Source organism: Sphingomonas sp. SORGH_AS_0879 (genome assembly GCF_030819175.1).
GTDB lineage: Bacteria > Pseudomonadota > Alphaproteobacteria > Sphingomonadales > Sphingomonadaceae > Sphingomonas.
The window spans coordinates 3739449-3756258 of sequence record NZ_JAUTBJ010000002.1 but is presented as its reverse complement, the minus strand read 5'-3'; the positions used below and the strand labels follow the sequence as shown (position 1 = coordinate 3756258).

Annotated in this window: 14 protein-coding genes; 8 read left to right on the top strand and 6 right to left on the bottom strand. The window is 66.5% G+C overall.

Going from position 1 to position 16810, the window contains the following annotated elements:
- Positions 1-72: 72 nt before the first annotated feature.
- From QE379_RS17585 to QE379_RS17565, 5 genes are all read left to right on the top strand, one after another.
- Positions 73-1002 carry a tetratricopeptide repeat protein gene (locus tag QE379_RS17585; protein WP_307002472.1) on the top strand — a complete coding sequence of 310 codons (930 nt, stop codon included), beginning with the start codon at positions 73-75 and terminating at the stop codon, positions 1000-1002.
- 211 nt (positions 1003-1213) lie between these two features.
- A complete protein-coding gene (gene tilS / locus QE379_RS17580; protein WP_307002471.1) occupies positions 1214-2206 on the top strand; it encodes a tRNA lysidine(34) synthetase TilS in 993 nt (330 codons plus the stop codon).
- A 157-nt stretch (positions 2207-2363) separates the two neighbouring features.
- The gene (ftsH, locus tag QE379_RS17575) at positions 2364-4331 is read left to right on the top strand and encodes an ATP-dependent zinc metalloprotease FtsH (protein ID WP_307002470.1); all 1968 of its coding nucleotides are present in this window, start codon (positions 2364-2366) and stop codon (positions 4329-4331) included.
- Positions 4332-4707: 376 nt separating this feature from the next.
- Positions 4708-5589 (top strand): dienelactone hydrolase family protein, encoded by an 882-nt coding sequence (locus QE379_RS17570; protein WP_307002468.1) that lies wholly within the window; start codon positions 4708-4710, stop codon positions 5587-5589.
- A 96-nt stretch (positions 5590-5685) separates the two neighbouring features.
- The gene (locus QE379_RS17565; RefSeq protein WP_307002466.1) at positions 5686-5880 is read left to right on the top strand and encodes a hypothetical protein; all 195 of its coding nucleotides are present in this window, start codon (positions 5686-5688) and stop codon (positions 5878-5880) included.
- Positions 5881-5905: 25 nt separating this feature from the next.
- Here the strand turns inward: QE379_RS17565 and QE379_RS17560 are convergent, their stop codons facing one another.
- From QE379_RS17560 to pgi, 3 genes are all read right to left on the bottom strand, one after another.
- A complete protein-coding gene (locus tag QE379_RS17560; RefSeq protein WP_307002464.1) occupies positions 5906-6073 on the bottom strand; it encodes a hypothetical protein in 168 nt (55 codons plus the stop codon).
- Between the two features lie 171 nt (positions 6074-6244).
- On the bottom strand, positions 6245-7594 hold the full coding sequence (gor, locus tag QE379_RS17555; RefSeq protein WP_307002462.1) for a glutathione-disulfide reductase: 1350 nt from the start codon (positions 7592-7594) through the stop codon (positions 6245-6247).
- A 240-nt stretch (positions 7595-7834) separates the two neighbouring features.
- The gene (gene pgi, locus QE379_RS17550; RefSeq protein WP_307002460.1) at positions 7835-9328 is read right to left on the bottom strand and encodes a glucose-6-phosphate isomerase; all 1494 of its coding nucleotides are present in this window, start codon (positions 9326-9328) and stop codon (positions 7835-7837) included.
- A 306-nt stretch (positions 9329-9634) separates the two neighbouring features.
- On the opposite strand from pgi, the gene QE379_RS17545 reads away from it, so the two are divergent.
- A complete protein-coding gene (locus QE379_RS17545; protein ID WP_307002458.1) occupies positions 9635-10417 on the top strand; it encodes an energy transducer TonB in 783 nt (260 codons plus the stop codon).
- 14 nt (positions 10418-10431) lie between these two features.
- On the opposite strand, the gene QE379_RS17540 is transcribed toward QE379_RS17545, so the two are convergent.
- Positions 10432-11028 carry a GNAT family N-acetyltransferase gene (locus tag QE379_RS17540; protein ID WP_307002456.1) on the bottom strand — a complete coding sequence of 199 codons (597 nt, stop codon included), beginning with the start codon at positions 11026-11028 and terminating at the stop codon, positions 10432-10434.
- 181 nt (positions 11029-11209) lie between these two features.
- Positions 11210-13171, bottom strand: coding sequence for a signal peptide peptidase SppA (sppA, locus tag QE379_RS17535; protein WP_307002454.1), 1962 nt, complete (start codon positions 13169-13171; stop codon positions 11210-11212).
- A 225-nt stretch (positions 13172-13396) separates the two neighbouring features.
- On the opposite strand from sppA, the gene groES reads away from it, so the two are divergent.
- Complete coding sequence (gene groES / locus QE379_RS17530; protein WP_267435017.1) at positions 13397-13684, top strand: co-chaperone GroES; 288 nt, start codon at positions 13397-13399, stop codon at positions 13682-13684.
- A gap of 97 nt (positions 13685-13781) precedes the next feature.
- On the top strand, positions 13782-15422 hold the full coding sequence (groL, locus tag QE379_RS17525; RefSeq protein WP_307002452.1) for a chaperonin GroEL: 1641 nt from the start codon (positions 13782-13784) through the stop codon (positions 15420-15422).
- 623 nt (positions 15423-16045) lie between these two features.
- On the opposite strand, the gene QE379_RS17520 is transcribed toward groL, so the two are convergent.
- Positions 16046-16786 (bottom strand): thioredoxin domain-containing protein, encoded by a 741-nt coding sequence (locus QE379_RS17520; protein WP_307002451.1) that lies wholly within the window; start codon positions 16784-16786, stop codon positions 16046-16048.
- Positions 16787-16810: the final 24 nt, after the last annotated feature.

Here is a 16810-nt window from a genome sequence, read left to right as displayed (position 1 = left end):
CTGGAGACAGCCGTGACGGAGCAGGATAGCGTCCGTTATGTTCTTGATGATGCCCAGCGGGGGGTGAGACCGATGCGTAATCTGTTGCTGGCCGGGATTGCGGCCCTGACGATCCTGCCGACCGCCGCCATGGCGCAGTCCAATGTCGAGGGCCGCGTCGGCAAGCTGGAAAGCGAAATGCGCGCGGTCCAGCGCAAGGTGTTTCCGAACGGCGCGGGCGGCTATGTCCAGCCCGAGATCACCGCGCCGCAGACCCAGGCGCAGGCCCCCGGCGTTCCCGCGTCGAGCGCGCTGAGCGACCTGACCGCGCGCGTCACCTCGCTGGAAGAGCAGATGGCGAGCCTGACCGGTCAGATCGAACAGAATGGCTATCGCACCCGCCAGCTTCAGGACCAGTTCGACGCCTATAGGCGCGGCACCGAGGCGCGGCTGAAGGCATTGGAGTCCGGCCCCGCGCCGATCGCGCCCGCCGGGCAGAGCGCGCCGCTCGATTCGGCCCCGGCGGCGTCCACGGGCGGCAAGAGCCCGGCGGCGGCTTCGGTCGTGACCGGCGACACCGCCAGCACCGCGCCCGCGACGGGTGGCGCGGCGGTGGACAAGCCCTCGACCGGTGATGCGGCGGAGGACGCCTATCTCTATGGTTATCGCCTGTGGACGGCCAAGCGCTATGCCGAGGCGGAGACGCAGTTGAAGAAGGTGGTCGCGGATTATCCCAAGAGCCGCCGCGCCAGCTATGCCCAGAATCTGTTGGGCCGTACCTATCTCGACTCGGGCAAGCCCAGCCTGGCGTCGATGGCGTTCTACGAGAATTACAAGAAATTCCCGGACGGCGAGCGCGCACCCGACAGCCTGCTCTATCTGGGCCAGGCGCTGACCAAGCTGAACAAGGCCGCCGACGCCTGCAAGGTCTATGACGAACTGTCCGACGTGTACGGCGCCAAGCTGTCCGCTTCGATGAAGTCGCAGATCACCGCCGGACGCACCGCCGCCAAGTGCCAGTGATCGGCTAGGTCCGGGGCTTCCTCCACCCTCACCCTTCCGGCGCTTCGCGTCTCCTTCCCTCTCCCGACGGGAGAGGGAAGGGGCCCCGCCGCCGAAGGCGGGTGAGAAGAGTGAGGGTCTCGCGGTACCGCCAAATCCTACGCAAAATCCCTTGCGCCCGTCCTCCGGAAGGGCCAGAGCGCGCGCGTCCCTGACCAGATTTGAGAGCATCATGGCCACCGATGCCACGGCCGTCGATCAGATTGCGCGCTTTGCCGCCGATCTGACGCTTCTTCACGATCCGTCCGCCGATGCGGCGCACCTGTTGCTGGCCGTGTCGGGCGGTCCCGACAGCATGGCAATGCTGACGCTGGCGGCGGCGGCGCTGCCGGGACGGATCGCGGTGGCGACGGTGGACCATGGCCTTCGTCCCGAGGCGGCGGGTGAGGTGCGGATGGTGGCGGAGCATTGCGCAAAGCTGGGCGTGTCGCATCACGCCTTACGCCCCCCGGAGGCGATCGCGGGGGCCAGCATCCAGGCGCAGGCGCGTGACGCCCGCTATGCGCTGCTCGCCGAACAGGCGCGGGCCATCGGCGCGGCGGCGATCCTGACCGCGCATCATGCCGACGACCAGGCGGAGACCTTCCTGATGCGCGCGGCGCGCGGGGCGGGCCTGTCGGGCCTGTCGGGCGTGCGTGCGCGGACGGTGATCGCGGGCGCGGTGGTCTTGCGTCCGCTGCTCGACTGGCGTCGCGCCGAACTGCGCCAGATCGTGCGCAGGGCGGAAGCGCCGTTCGTGGACGATCCCGCCAATCACGATCCGCGTCACGACCGTACCCGGTTCCGCCAGTTGCTCGATGGCCATGAATGGCTGGGCGTGGCGCAACTGGCGCGTGCGGCGCAGCAACTGGCGGAGGCGGACACCGATCTTCGCGCGACCGTCGACTGGCTATGGGATCAGCGGGTTCAGATCGACGGCGACAATGTCCGCATCCAGGCCGCCGACCTGCCCCGCGAACTGGGGCGCAGGCTGGCCCGCCGCGCGATCGGCACGGTCCGTGCCGCCGGGGCGATCGAGTCGCCCGCCTGGACCGAGGGCAGCAATATCGAGAAGCTGCTCGAAGCCCTGCACCATGGCAGCCGCGCCACCCAGGCGGGGGTGATCGCCAGCGTCCGCTCCGGCGTCTGGCGCTTCCGCCCCGCACCCCCGCGCCGAACGGGTTGACCCTCCAATTCCTCCCCAAGCTTGCTTGGGGAGGGGGACCGCCGCGCTTCGCGCAGGGAGGAATGAAGTCCGTCCCACCGATCACATTGATCGGCGTTGTTCCATTGCCATTAACCTCACCATGCCTATCTTGGTGGCTGAAAGGTATCCGGCACCGATGAATGACAACGACAAGCAGCAGAGCCCCGATCCCAATGGGGGCGGCAACCCCTGGATGAAGAGCCTGTTGATCTGGGTAGGCATCCTGATGGCGCTCGCCCTGTTCGTCAGTCTGTCGGGCGCCGGTTCCTCGGCGCAGAGCGGCAACCAGATCGAATATTCCACCTTCCTCGACAAGGTGGACGAGGGGACGGTGAAGACCGCCACCATCTCGCGCGATACGATCACCGGTACGCTGTCGTCGGGTGAGCGGTTCAAGACCACGCCGGTTCCCGATTCGCAACTGATCCCGCGCCTGCGCAAGCAGGGCGTGACCTTCACCGCCAAGACCGAGGAAGCGCCCTCGGTCTGGATGCTGATGCTGTACAATTCGCTGCCCTTCATCCTGTTCATCGGCATCGCCTTCTTCGTGCTGCGCCAGATGCAGAAGGGCGGCGGGGCCAGCGGCGCGATGGGCTTTGGCAAGAGCCGCGCCCGGATGCTGACCCAGAAGGAGGGCAAGGTGACCTTCGACGATGTGGCCGGCATCGACGAGGCGCGCGACGAGTTGCAGGAAATCGTCGAGTTCCTGAAGGATCCGTCGAAGTTCGCCCGTCTGGGCGGCAAGATTCCGAAGGGCGCGCTGCTGGTCGGCTCGCCGGGCACCGGCAAGACGCTGCTGGCCCGCGCCATCGCGGGTGAGGCGGGCGTGCCCTTCTTCACCATTTCGGGTTCGGACTTCGTCGAGATGTTCGTCGGCGTCGGCGCCAGCCGCGTGCGCGACATGTTCGAGCAGGCCAAGAAGTCCGCCCCCTGCATCGTCTTCATCGACGAAATCGACGCGGTGGGGCGCCATCGCGGTGCGGGCCTGGGCAACGGCAATGACGAGCGCGAGCAGACGCTGAACCAGCTGCTGGTCGAGATGGATGGTTTCGAGGCCAATGAGGGCATCATCATCATCGCCGCGACCAACCGCCCCGATGTGCTCGACCCCGCGCTGCTGCGTCCCGGCCGTTTCGACCGTCAGGTCGTGGTGCCGCGTCCCGACATCGATGGCCGCGTGAAGATCCTCGAAGTCCATATGAAGAAGGTGCCACTGGCCCCCGACGTCGACGCCCGCGTCATCGCGCGCGGTACGCCGGGCTTTTCGGGCGCGGACCTGGCCAACCTGGTCAACGAGGCGGCGCTGATGGCGGCGCGCAAGGGCAAGCGTCTGGTCGCCAATGCCGAGTTCGAGGAAGCCAAGGACAAGGTCATGATGGGCGCGGAGCGCCGCTCCATGGTCATGACTGAGGACGAGAAGCGGATGACCGCCTATCACGAGGCGGGCCATGCCATCATCGCGCTGCACGAACCCGCCTCCGACCCGATCCACAAGGCGACGATCATCCCGCGCGGCCGCGCGCTGGGCATGGTGATGCGCCTGCCCGAGCGGGATTCGTACAGCTATCACCGCGACAAGATGTACGCGAACCTGGCGGTCGCCATGGGCGGTCGTGTGGCCGAGGAAATCATCTTCGGCTATGACAAGGTGTCGAGCGGTGCCAGCGGCGACATTCAATATGCGACGGGTCTCGCCCGCGACATGGTCACCAAATGGGGCATGTCGGACAAGGTCGGCCCGGTCGAATATGCCCAGCCGGAAGGCGAAAGCTTCCTGGGCTATTCGTCCAGCCAGCCGGTGCGCATGTCGAACCAGACCGCGCAACTGATCGACGACGAGATCAAGTCGATCGTCGAGGGCGGCCTGCATCGTGCCAAGCATGTCCTGACCGAGCATGTCGACCAGCTTCATCTGCTGGCGGGTGCGCTGCTCGAATATGAGACGCTGTCGGGTGACGAGATCAAGAAGCTGATCGCGGGCGACGATATCGGTCGCGACGATCCCAAGGCTAAGGCGGTGCCGATCGCCAAGGCGGGGACGTCGATCCCGAAGACCCGTCGCGGGGCGGGGCCGTTCGGTTCGCCGAGTCCGCTGGGGGCCTGATTGGCTTTTCGGTTGCGAAAAGGGCCGTTCCTGACACGGGGGCGGTCCTTTTTCTCTGGGGTGGTCGCGTGGCCTTCGACTTTGCTCAGGCTGAACGGTGGTTGGGGGCCATGTCTCTGAATCGCCTCGCCTGATATCCTGGATCGGGATGATAGCAGGTCGAGCCGCCCCCCTCCTGAAGGGGAGGGGCTCGGATCGACTCCAGATCTTCCTGCCCCCCCAACGTCCGTTCGGCCTGAGCGAAGTCGAAGGCCACGGGAATCCCTGTCCCCCAATCCCGCACTAGCCCTCTGATCCCGCGCCGTTTACACTCCTCTCACGGCCATCACCCGCGTCCCAGCGAACGACCGGACCAGGCCGAAGGGAGGAAGTCCGCATGACCGATGCGCTGCACGACCAGGCCGTCCGGATTTACGACGCCTTCACCCATGAGCATCACGACCGGCGAACCCTGCTTCGCCAGATGACTGCGCTGGCGGGATCGGTGGCGGCGGCAGAGGCGCTGATCCTGGGGATCGCCGCCAGCCCGGCCGCGGCCGCGATCGTCGATCCGCACGACACGCGCCTGCGCATCGACCGGCGGGAGGGCATGGAGGCGGGCGCCCGCTCGGCGGCCTATATCGCGATGCCCAAGGGTGCGAAGAAGCGGCTGGGCACCGTGCTGGTCATCCATGAGAATCGGGGGCTCACCCCGCATATCGAGGATGTCGCGCGGCGTGTGGCGCTGGCGGGCTTCCATGCCGTCGCGCCCGATCTGCTCGCACCGCAAGGCGGCACCCCGGCCGATGAGGATCGCGCGCGAACGCTGATCGGCTCGCTCGACTATGATCTGGCGCTCGCCCAGGCGCGGGCGATGATCGAGCATGCCGCCCGTGACAGGGCGGGCACCGGCCGGGTCGGTGCCGTGGGGTTCTGCTGGGGCGGGGCGTTCGTCAACCGGCTGGCGGTGGCGGCGGGGCCGGCCCTGGCGGCGGGCGTCGCCTATTATGGACCCGCTCCCGCCCCGTCGGAGGCCGCCAGGGTGCAAGCGCCCCTCATGCTCCATTATGCGGGCAAGGATGCGCGGGTGAACGCGACCGGCGAACCCTGGGTCACGGCCTTGCGGGCGGCGGGCAAGCCGGTCGAGGCCTTCACCTATCCGGGCGTCGATCATGCCTTCAACAATGACGGCTCCGCCCAACGCTATGATGCCGCTGCCGCGAAGCAGGCCTGGGACCGCACGATCGCCTTTTTGCACCGTCATCTGGATCGCGCATGACCGCGCCAGCGCAATCGTGATCGCAATAGAGACGAAACGGCCGCCGACCTGATGCTCTATACCAACCCTCGGTCACGCGGCCGGATCGCTCACTGAATGCTGGAGGAGGCGGCGAATCGCGCGTTCGGCGTGACCGTGACGCCGGATCAAGGCCATATGGCGGGCTATGGCGATTTCGATCGGGCCGTCGCGGTCATCGGTGGGCTGAACGCCCTATATCGATCGATGGGACGACCACCCCGCCTATCGTCGCGCCAGCGCGCTGACGACGGGATGGAGGAGGCGGTCTGACCGAGCCGACCTTGGCCGACCGGGCTCAGGCCGAAAGGCGCTCGTCTTCCCGCTTTCGATGGGCGGCGCGTAGCATGTCGAGACCGGCCGCGATGTGATTGCCCGCCAGCCTGTGGCCCAGCGCATCCGCGCCCTCCATCGCCGCGATGGCGAGTGCGATCACCTGTTCGAACGTGGTGGTCTGATCGTTCATTCCGCTTTCCATGGCCATCCTGCCCAAAGCCCGCGCCTCGAGTCGGCCTTGCTTATACCGGCCGAATATTAAACCGCGATAAAATATAGCGCGATATATAATTTGTCACATATCGGCCCCTTTGTGCCTTGGCGGGACAGAGCGGCATCCGCTCCATCCCGCAAGGCGGGTTCAGCGCATCAGCACCAGTTCCTCGGCCATGGTCGGGTGCAGCGCGACGGTCGCGTCGAACTGCGCCTTGGTCAGACCCGCCTTGACCGCGACGGCGGCGGCCTGAAGGATTTCCGGCACGTCGGGGCCGATCAAGTGCAGCCCGACGACCCGATCGGTATCGCCGTCGCATACCATCTTGTAGAGCGAGCGCTCCTCGCGGCCCGCCAGCACATTCTTCATCGGGCGGAAGTCGGAGGTGTAGACGCGGACCGACCCCAGTTTCTGCTTGGCCTGCGCCTCGGTCAGGCCGACGCCCGCCATCGGCGGATGGCTGAACACCGCGGCGGGGATGCATTCATAATCGACCCTGGTCGGCTTGTTGCCGAAGATGGTGTCGGCGAAGGCCTGTCCCTCGCGGATCGCGACGGGGGTCAGTTGCACCCGGTTGGTCACATCGCCCACCGCATAGATGCTGGGACAGGTCGAGCGGTTGTCCTCATCCACCTTCACCGCACCGTGATCGTCCAGTTCGACCCCCGCCGTCTCCAGCCCCAGGCCATGGGTGTTGGGGACGCGACCGGTCGCGAACATGACCAGATCGACCTCGATCGGGGCATGGCCCGACATGGAGACCTTGAGCGAGCCGTCCGCCTGCTTCTCGATCCCCTCGAACGTCGCGTCGAAGCGGAACTCGATCCCCTTCATCATCGAAATCTGGAGCAGCCGGTCGCGGATGGTCAGGTCGTATCCGCGCAGGATCTCCTTGCTGCGGTTGATCAGGGTCACATGCGCGCCGAACTGATGGAAGACGCCGGCAAATTCGTTGGCGATATAGCCCGCGCCCGCGATCAGCACCCGTTTCGGGATGCTGTCGAGATGGAACGCCTCGTTGGAGGTGATGCCATGTTCGTGGCCGGGGCAGGAGGGAACGGCGGGGTGCGCGCCGACCGCGATCAGGATGCGCTCGGCGGTCTTCTCGGTCCCGTCGGCCAGGCGGACGCTGTGCGGACCGGTGACGGTGGCGCGCTGATCGATGATCTCGACATTGTGGCTTTCCAGCGTTTTCTTATAGGCGCCGTTCAGCCGATCGACTTCGGACAGGACGTTGTCGCGCAGCGTCTCCCAAGAGAATTCGCAGTCACTGGGCACCTGCCAGCCGAAGCGGCGCGCGTCCTTCAGGTCCTCGGCGAAATGCGCGCCATAGACGAGCAGCTTCTTCGGCACGCAGCCGCGAATGACGCAAGTGCCGCCGACGCGGTATTCCTCGGCCACCGCCACGCGCGCGCCATGCGCCGCCGCGACCCGCGACGCCCGCGTGCCGCCGGAGCCCGCCCCGATGACGAACAGGTCATAGTCATACTCAGCCATGGGAAAGACTTCTCCGGGGAATTGGGGACGACAGGCCCCCCTAAAAGCACAACGGGGGACGCCGAGCCAAGTTCAGCGTCCCCCTGACAGTGATCGGAAATCATTCTTAGTCCTCCCCAAGCAAGCTTGGGGAGGGGGACCGCCGCGAAGCGGGGGTGGAGGGGCATTATCGCGCACGGTGACACCCCTCCGTCAGGGCTTCGCCCTGCCACCTCCCCTTGGCAAGGAGAGGAATGACGATTATTCGCCGAACGCCCGCTGGATCAGGTCCTCGGTCGAGGGGTCGAAGTCCTGCCCGCCCTGATCCGCCGCCTTGGCCATTTCCTTGCCCAGCTCGACGCCGAACTGGTCGAAGCTGTTGATGCCCAGCAGCACGCCGTTCACGAACACACGGTGCTCATAGAACGCGATCAGCGCCCCCAGCGTGCGCGGGTCGAGCGTGTCGAGCAGGATGGTCGAGGACGGACGATCGCCCGAATAGCTGCGCGCGGGATCGTCGACCGTCTTGCCCTTCATCAGCGCGGCCCCCTGCGCGAAGGCGTTGAGCAGCAACTGGCGATGATGATCCTCGCTCAGCACATCGCCGGGCTCGATGACGGCGATGAACTCGACGGGGACGAGGTGGGTGCCCTGATGGAGCAACTGGAACACCGCATGCTGCGCATCGGTGCCGACCCCGCCCCAGGTGATCGCGGCGGTGGGACGGCCGACCGGCTGGCCATCGACCGTCACGCCCTTGCCGTTCGATTCCATCTCCAACTGCTGGAGATAGGAGGGCAGGAGGCGAAGCCGCTCGTCATAGGCGAAGGGCGCGCGCGTCTCGGCATGGCGGACCTGGGTGTAATAAAGGTCGGCAAAGGCGGCGAGCGCGGGGGCGTTCTGGCTGAGGTCGGTCAGGCGGAAATGCCGGTCCATCTCGGCCGCACCCTCCAGCAATTCCTCGAACGCGTCCCAGCCCAGGCCCAAAGCGGCCGGGAAACCGATGGTCGACCAGAGCGAATAACGCCCGCCGACCGACTCGGCGAAGGACAGGATGCGCGTCTCGTCCACGCCCCATTCGACCGCCTTGTCGGGGTTGGCGGTCAGCGCGATCACCTTGCCATAGGGATCCTCGACCCCATGCTCGGTCATCCATTGCAGCGCCGAGGTGGCGTTGAGCATCGTCTCGGTGGTGGTGAAGGTCTTGGACGCGACGACCAGCAGCGTGGCGGCGGGATCGAAGCGCTTGAACACCTCCTCCAGCGCGACGCCGTCGACGTTCGACACGATCGCCACGTCGTAGCGGTCGCTGTCACGCCCCAGCGCGTCGACCAGCAGGTCGGGGCCGAGTGCGGAGCCGCCGATGCCGATATGCAGGACATGGCGGATCGGGCCCAGCGCTTCCGCCTCGATCGCGTCGATCAGCGCGCGCATCCGGGCGTGGGACTGGCGGGCGGTGGCGACGCTCTCGGCCTTGCCCTCGCCACGCTCGGCGGTGTGCTCGACCGCGCGGCCTTCGGTCACGTTGACCACCTCGCCACCGAACAGCGCGTCGCGCTTGGCGGCCAGCCCCTTGGCCTTGGCCAGTTCGGCGAAGGCGGCGACCGCGTCGGGCGTCAGATGGGTCTTGGACCAGTCGAAATGGATACCCGCCACGTCCAGGCTGAGCGATGCCAGCCGATTGGGATCATTCGCGAAAAGATCGAGAAGCGGGGTCTGCGGGAGCGATTCGATCGTCGACCAGTCGGCAGCCATGATGCTTGTTCCTTTCATGCGTCCCCAACGGGGTTCACCCACGGCGTTAGCCAAAGCGGGTGCGCAAAGCCAAGCCTTAGATTGGTATGGTGGGGACAGGGCGGCAGAGGAAAAGGCCGAGTGCTTCACAATATCGTTGGGCCGTGGGACGGGTCATGGCATCCTGCCGGGCGATCGGCCGGTCCGGTCGAACCGAGGGAGAGGGGAATGATGCGCGGTCGAATGGCTTTGGCACTTGCCGGGGGCGCGGCGATGTTGGGGACGATGACATCGTCCATGCTCTTCGCTGCGGAGCCCAAGCCTCCCATGGTGCCGACGTCCAAATGGAACATGGATTACGCGCCGACCGAATGCCGCCTGTTGCGGACGTTCGGTGAGGGCAAGGAGCAGATCCTGCTCCAGATCGCGCGCTATGATGTCCTGGACCGGTTGGAAATGGCGCTGGCCGGGCCGCATATTCCCGCGACCGATGAAAAGCAGGCGGTGTCGGTGTCGACATCGACCGTCGCCGAAGTCCCCGGCATGCGGGCGCAGGGCTTTGCGGGGATGCGTAACACGCCCGCCACGCTTCGGTTCAGTCCCGATGTCGATCTGCCCAAGGCTTTGCGCGGGGATGTCGCGGCGGGGAAGCCGACCATGTTGGGCATCAATTTCGTGCGACGCTACGCCATCCGGCTGGATTTGGGGGCGATGGCGAACGCGCTCGCCGCGCTCGACAAATGTTCGGACAATCTGATCGCCTCCTGGGGGCTCGATCCGGTTCAGCAACGCCAGTTGAAGAGTGGGCCGGAGCCCGTCGAGAGCCCTGTCAGCTGGTTCCGGCCCGACGATTATCCGGCGGGATTGAGCCAGATGGGCATGGGGGGCGCCGTCATCATTCGCCTGCTGGTCGGAACGGACGGCAATGTCCAGAAATGCGAAGTGGCCAAGGCCGGGGGCGACAAGGCGTTCCAGGACGCGACCTGCGAAGCGGCGACGAAGCGAGCCAGGTTTCGGCCCGCCATCGCCGCCGATGGCCAGCCCGTCGCCTCGGTCTGGATCAAGCGGATCGATTGGAAGCCCGGCGGGGCGTTCTTTGTATTCCGCTGACGGGTGAGGGTCGATCAGCCCTGGCGATGCTTCGCCGACACCGGATCGCGGACCACGCCGACATCGGCGAAGCGCTTGGGTTCGGCGGGATGGGGGGCGGGTTCGGCGAGTTCGCGTTGCCAATAGCCGACGTCGATCCAGCGGCCATGCTTGTGCCCGACCTCGCGGAACACGCCCGCGCGGCGGAAACCGACCGCTTCGTGCAGCTTGATCGAACCGTCATTGGGCAGCGCGATCACGCCCATCGCCTGGGTGAATCCTTGCGCGGTCAGCGTGTCGACCAAAGCCTCGTAAAGCAGCCGTCCGATGCCCGAACGCTGCGACACGTCGGCGACATAGATGGTCGTCTCCACCACCCAGCGATAGGCTTCGCGCTCGCGGAAGCGGGCGGCATAGGCATAGCCGATCACGCCCTCCTCATTCCCCTGTTCGTCCGCCAGGGTCGCGACGATCCAGGGATAAAGGCCGTCCGCCCCCTCCATCCGCGCGCGCATCGTGTCGGCATCCGGGGCCTGGGTCTCGAACGACACGACACCGGCCAGAACATGCGGGGCATAGATGGCGGCGATGGCGGCGGCGTCATCGGGGCGGGCGGCGCGGATGGCGATCATGCTGGGCGGGGACTCCGGAAGTGATGGACCTGCCTAGCGTGAAGGGCGGCGGTTCGGGAAGTGCCAATCCCACACCCCGTTCGCACTGAGCGAAGTCGAAGTGCATGGGATAACGCTTGCCGATCGGGCGGGGCGTGGCCTTCGACTTCGCTCAGGCTGAACCGGGGTGGGGAAGGGGGCGTTACAGCCCCAGCTTCGCGATCGCCATGTCGAGCAACCGCTGATCGCCCGGCCTGGCCATCGGCCCCAGGCCACCGCATTCCAGGCAGCGCGCCTGCACCGATCCGCCGCGCACCAGCCGGGTCACGTCGCCCAGCGCCCGCGCCACGATCGCGCGGCGTTCGGCGGCGGCGATGGCGAAGACGTCGCCGCCCTGCTGGCTGTCATCGTCGCTGTCGAACCCTTCGGCCAGCATCGCGGCGAAGCCCGGCTTCTTCTCCAGATATTCGGCATGGACCTTGGCGGGGTCCAGCTTGGCGCGGCGCGCGGCTTCGGCGATGGCGTCGGACAGATTGCCGAAGCGGTCGACCAGACCGATCTGACGCGCGGTGCCGCCGTCCCACACCCGCCCCTGCGCGATGGTGTCGACCTTTTCCGGCGTCATGTGGCGTGACTGGGCGACGCGGGTCAGGAACTGGCGATAGCCATTCTCGATCCCCGCCTGAAGGATGGTGTCGAGCATCGGCGTGGTGCCGCCCAGCACGTCGGGCTGGCCGGTCAGCGGCGTGGTCTTCACCCCGTCGGTGGTCACGCCGATCTTGGCCAGCGTGTTCTCGAAGGTCGGGATGATGCCGAAAATGCCGATCGACCCGGTGATCGTGCCGGGTTCGGCGAAGATCATGTCGGCCGGGGTCGAGACCCAGTAACCGCCCGACGCGGCCAGACCGCCCATCGAGACGACGACCGGCAGCTTCTGCCGCTTGGCCTCCAGGATCGCCTGGCGGATCTGTTCGGATGCCAGCACCGAGCCGCCCGGCGAATCGACGCGCACGACCAGCGCCTTCAGCTTCTTGGCAGCCAGCCCGTCGAGCAGCGCCTTGGACACCGTCTCGCCCGCCGCCGTGCCGGGGCCCGCTTCGCCGTCGACGATATCGCCCGCGACGGTCAGCACGCCGATCGCGTCGCCGCTGGTGGGCAGCGGATTGGCACGCACCCAAGAGGCATAGGAGATGGTGCGGAAGCTGCCCGCGGGCTTGTTCGCCTCGACCCCGGCGATCTCCGCCACCCGCTTGCCGAAGGCCATGCGGTCGCCCAGCTTGTCGACCAGCCCGGCCTTCAGATTGGCCTCGGCGATATTGCCGTGGGTAGCGAGCACCGCGCGGTCGGGCTGCGACAGGAAGGCGTCGATCTGCGCCTTGGGCCGTGCCTTGGCGACGGCTTCGCGCCACTGGGCGAACAGCGTGCCGTACAGGGCCTGCGACGCGGCGCGCGCATCGGGGCTCTGGTCGGTGCGGATATAGGGCTCGACGAAGGATTTGAACTTGCCGACGCGATAGACATGGGTGTTGACGCCCAGCTTGTCGATCAGCCCCTTATAGTAAAGCTGGTTGCCGCCCGGCCCCGCGAACAGCGTGCCGCCCAGCGGATTGACCCAGATCTCGCTGGCATTCGATGCCAGGCGATAGGCGCCGTCGGTATAGGCGGTGGCATAGGTCAGCACCGGCTTGCCGCTCTTTCGGAAGCGGGTGATCGCATCGCCGACTTCCTGCAACGTCGCTGGATAGGCGCCGCCGAACGCGTCGAGGTCGAGGACCAGCAGCTTGACCCGGCCATCGCCCTTGGCGGTGTCGATCGCGCGCACCACGTCGCGCAGGCGATATTGGCGCGGGGTGTCGCCGCCCGACAGCAGCGCGAGAGGGGCGATCGTCTCGGGCTGTTCGACGATCGGGCCGTCGAGCTTGAGGAGGAGCGCGCCGTCGCTGATCGCCTTCGTCCCCGGCCGCGCATTGAGCGCTGCGAAGATCAGCCCGAAGAAAAGCAGCATCGCCGCCAGGACCAGGAAATCCTTGATCCCCACCAGCAGCCGCCAAGCCGCCTTGACGATCCGCCAGCCGCTGCGCTTGCCGGGCTTGCGCCCCGGGCGACTGAAATCCTGGTCGAGCGGGGAGGCGGGCGGAAGAGCGTCTGCGCGAGCGTCGGTCATCCGGCATGGCTAGCCCAGCCGCGAAGGCTGGGCAATGGTCCGTATTATGGGGCCAATACGGATGTGGATGGCCTGTGATTTTGTTCCCGGCTTTCGGGCGGCCCGTCGAAATTTTTTGGGATGTACCGTTGACGGCCCGAACCGTCGTTCACATATCCGGGGCGTTGGCACTCGCATGGCTCGAGTGCCAGAAAAGTGTAACATGCCAGATAAAGGGACATGGCAATGAACTTTCGTCCGTTGCACGACCGCGTTCTCGTCCGTCGCGTCGAGGCCGAGGAAAAGACGGCTGGCGGGATCATCATCCCCGACACCGCCAAGGAAAAGCCCCAGGAGGGCGAAGTCGTCGCCGCCGGTTCGGGTGCGAAGGCCGAAGACGGCAAGCTGACCCCGCTGGACGTGAAGGCGGGCGACCGCATCCTGTTCGGCAAGTGGTCGGGCACCGAGGTCAAGGTGAACGGTGAAGACCTGCTGATCATGAAGGAATCGGACATTCTCGGCGTCATCGGCTGAGGACAGTCCCGTCATGCCAGCGCAGGCTGGCATCTTCTCCCGCACGAGACCCCAGCCTTCGCTGGGGTGACGAAATTTCAGAGAAAGGGTAGCCACCATGGCAGCCAAGGAAGTCAAGTTTTCGCGCGACGCGCGTGAGCGCATTCTGAAGGGCGTCGACATCCTCGCCGATGCCGTCAAGGTCACGCTGGGCCCCAAGGGCCGCAACGTCGTGATCGACAAGTCGTTCGGTGCGCCGCGCATCACCAAGGACGGCGTTTCGGTCGCCAAGGAAATCGAACTCAAGGACAAGTTCGAGAATATGGGCGCGCAGATGGTGCGCGAAGTGGCGTCGAAGACCAACGACATCGCCGGTGACGGCACCACCACCGCGACCGTCCTGGCCCAGGCAATCGTCCGCGAGGGCATGAAGTCGGTCGCGGCCGGCATGAACCCGATGGACCTGAAGCGCGGCATCGACATCGCCGTCGCCAAGGTCGTCGAGGACATCAAGTCGCGCTCGAAGCCCGTCTCGGGCAGCCAGGAAGTGGCCCAGGTCGGCATCATCTCGGCGAACGGCGACCGTGAAGTCGGCGAGAAGATCGCCGAAGCCATGGAAAAGGTCGGCAAGGAAGGCGTCATCACCGTCGAGGAGGCCAAGGGCCTCGAATTCGAGCTCGACGTCGTCGAGGGCATGCAGTTCGACCGTGGTTACCTGTCGCCCTATTTCATCACCAACCCGGAAAAGATGACGGTCGAACTCAACGACCCGTACATCCTGATCCACGAGAAGAAGCTGTCGAACCTCCAGGCGATGCTCCCGATCCTGGAAGCCGTCGTCCAGTCGGGCCGTCCGCTCCTGATCATCGCCGAGGACATCGAGGGTGAGGCGCTCGCCACGCTCGTCGTCAACAAGCTGCGCGGCGGCCTGAAGGTCGCGGCGGTCAAGGCGCCGGGCTTCGGCGATCGTCGCAAGGCGATGCTGGAAGACATCGCCATCCTGACCGCGGGCGAGCTGATCTCGGAAGACCTGGGCATCAAGCTCGAAACCGTCACCGTCGGCATGCTGGGCACCGCCAAGCGCGTCACGATCGACAAGGACAACACCACCATCGTCGATGGCGCGGGTGATGCCGAAGCGATCAAGGGCCGCACCGAGGCGATCCGTGCGCAGATCGAGAACACCACCAGCGACTACGACCGCGAGAAGCTCCAGGAGCGTCTGGCCAAGCTCGCTGGCGGCGTCGCCGTGATCAAGGTCGGCGGTGCGACCGAGGTCGAGGTGAAGGAGCGCAAGGACCGCGTCGACGACGCGCTGCACGCGACCCGCGCGGCCGTCGAAGAGGGCATCGTCCCCGGTGGTGGCACGGCGCTGCTCTATGCGACCAAGGCGCTCGACGGCGTCAAGGGCGTCAACGACGACCAGACCCGTGGTATCGACATCGTTCGCAAGTCGCTGACCGCGCTGGTTCGCCAGATCGCTCAGAACGCCGGTCATGACGGTGCGGTCGTGTCGGGCAAGCTGCTCGACCAGCACGACACCTCGTTCGGCTTCAACGCGTCGACCGACACCTATGAGAACCTGGTCGCCGCCGGCGTGATCGACCCGACCAAGGTCGTCCGCACCGCGCTCCAGAACGCGGCGTCGGTCGCGGGTCTGCTCATCACCACGGAAGCCACCGTGGCCGAGCTGCCCGAAGACAAGCCCGCCATGCCCGCCGGTGGCGGCATGGGCGGCATGGGCGGCATGGACTTCTAAGTCGGATCGGGGACCGGCGGGGCTTGCCCGCCGGGAACCGGACCGGCCTGTCCTTGCGGTACAGCCAGAGAAGGCCCGGGGAGTGATCCCCGGGCCTTTTTTGCGTGCGCTTTACCTTCCCCGATCGTCGTTCAGCCTGAGCGAAGTCGAAGGCCACGGGACTCGCTCGGGGGGAGGGCGGGGCGTACACTTCGACTTCGCTCAGTGCGAACGGCGGTGGGGGCGTGAGGCTTACCTTCCAGGATCGAGCCCGGTGCCCCGCTCCCTCCATCCGTTCAGTCTGAGCGCAGTCGAAGGCCATGGGCAGGGCGCAGTTCAATCGGCGGGGCACGCACCTCGACCCCGAACAATGCGAACGGGGGGTGGGGTGGGAAGCGATCGGAAGGCCCGGTTCCCCGGCGAAGGCCGGGGCCCAGTTTCGATGCGCCTGAGGAGGGCGTCGAAACCGGCGGGGGAGGCCCAGCGATCCGCCTCGTCATTGGCTCCCCAGCCATCCGCTTCGCGCGCCATCGGAGACATGGCAACTAGGCCCCGGCCTCCGCCGGGGTACGAAGGGGGGCATGGAAAAAGGCGGCCGGACCTTCGCCCGACCGCCTTTCCCGCAATCCGAAAGTCGGACCTGCTTACGCGCCCGCGTTCTTCAGCGCCGCCTGCACGTCCGCCCAGCCGATCGCGCCCTTCAGCGGCTTGCCGTTCAGGATGAAGGTCGGCGTACCGGTCACCGTGCCGTCGGCGCCGCGATCCTGGGTCTGCTTGGTCAGGCGGTCGATCTGCGTCATGTCGCTCAGGCACTGGCGCGCCTTGGCTTCGGGGATGCCACGCTGCTTGACGAAGTTGATCAGGTCCATTTGATCGGCCAGCGCCTTGATGACATCGACCGGCTTGGCGTTCTGAAGCTGCTGCTGCATCGCAGGGCTCATCGCCTGGAGCTTGTCGTTGAAGCCCTGCTGCGACTGGTACATCTGTTCCAGCACCGGGAAGAAGGTCGCCTCGCCCGCGCAGATGCCGAGCAGCGCCGGGGGCAGATCGGGCGCGCCGTGGATCAGGAATTCGCGGAATTCCCAGCTGACCTTGCCCGACTTGACGTAGGTGTTCGTCAGCGGCTCGTAACCCTCACGCGCGAATGCGCCGCAGGCGGGGCACAGGCGCGAGCCATACTCGACCAGCTTGATGGGCGCATTGGGGTTGCCCATCACATAGCCTTCGTCGGTCTTGCTGACGACCTGGGTCCAGTCCTGGCCCGCAGGGGCGGCGATCGCGGGCAGCGGCGAAGCGGCGGGGGCAGTGCTGTTGGCGTCGCCGTTGCCGCCGCCACAGGCCGCAAGGGCGAGCGGAAGGGCGAGGAGGAGAAGGCGAAACTTCATCGACATATGCTCCGAGGAAAAAAA

What these genes read in the sequence shown, in the direction of transcription:
- groL (WP_307002452.1), top strand. Translation starts at nt 13,782, where the DNA reads ATGGCAGCCAAGGAAGTCAAGTTTTCGCGCGACGCGCGTGAGCGCATT.
- gor (WP_307002462.1), bottom strand. Translation starts at nt 7,594, where the DNA reads ATGGCTGAGTATGACTATGACCTGTTCGTCATCGGGGCGGGCTCCGGC.
- QE379_RS17565 (WP_307002466.1), top strand. Translation starts at nt 5,686, where the DNA reads ATGCTGGAGGAGGCGGCGAATCGCGCGTTCGGCGTGACCGTGACGCCG.
- tilS (WP_307002471.1), top strand. Translation starts at nt 1,214, where the DNA reads ATGGCCACCGATGCCACGGCCGTCGATCAGATTGCGCGCTTTGCCGCC.
- QE379_RS17585 (WP_307002472.1), top strand. Translation starts at nt 73, where the DNA reads ATGCGTAATCTGTTGCTGGCCGGGATTGCGGCCCTGACGATCCTGCCG.
- pgi (WP_307002460.1), bottom strand. Translation starts at nt 9,328, where the DNA reads ATGGCTGCCGACTGGTCGACGATCGAATCGCTCCCGCAGACCCCGCTT.
- QE379_RS17545 (WP_307002458.1), top strand. Translation starts at nt 9,635, where the DNA reads ATGGTGCCGACGTCCAAATGGAACATGGATTACGCGCCGACCGAATGC.
- QE379_RS17540 (WP_307002456.1), bottom strand. Translation starts at nt 11,028, where the DNA reads ATGATCGCCATCCGCGCCGCCCGCCCCGATGACGCCGCCGCCATCGCC.
- QE379_RS17560 (WP_307002464.1), bottom strand. Translation starts at nt 6,073, where the DNA reads ATGAACGATCAGACCACCACGTTCGAACAGGTGATCGCACTCGCCATC.
- groES (WP_267435017.1), top strand. Translation starts at nt 13,397, where the DNA reads ATGAACTTTCGTCCGTTGCACGACCGCGTTCTCGTCCGTCGCGTCGAG.
- ftsH (WP_307002470.1), top strand. Translation starts at nt 2,364, where the DNA reads ATGAATGACAACGACAAGCAGCAGAGCCCCGATCCCAATGGGGGCGGC.
- QE379_RS17520 (WP_307002451.1), bottom strand. Translation starts at nt 16,786, where the DNA reads ATGAAGTTTCGCCTTCTCCTCCTCGCCCTTCCGCTCGCCCTTGCGGCC.
- QE379_RS17570 (WP_307002468.1), top strand. Translation starts at nt 4,708, where the DNA reads ATGACCGATGCGCTGCACGACCAGGCCGTCCGGATTTACGACGCCTTC.
- sppA (WP_307002454.1), bottom strand. Translation starts at nt 13,171, where the DNA reads ATGACCGACGCTCGCGCAGACGCTCTTCCGCCCGCCTCCCCGCTCGAC.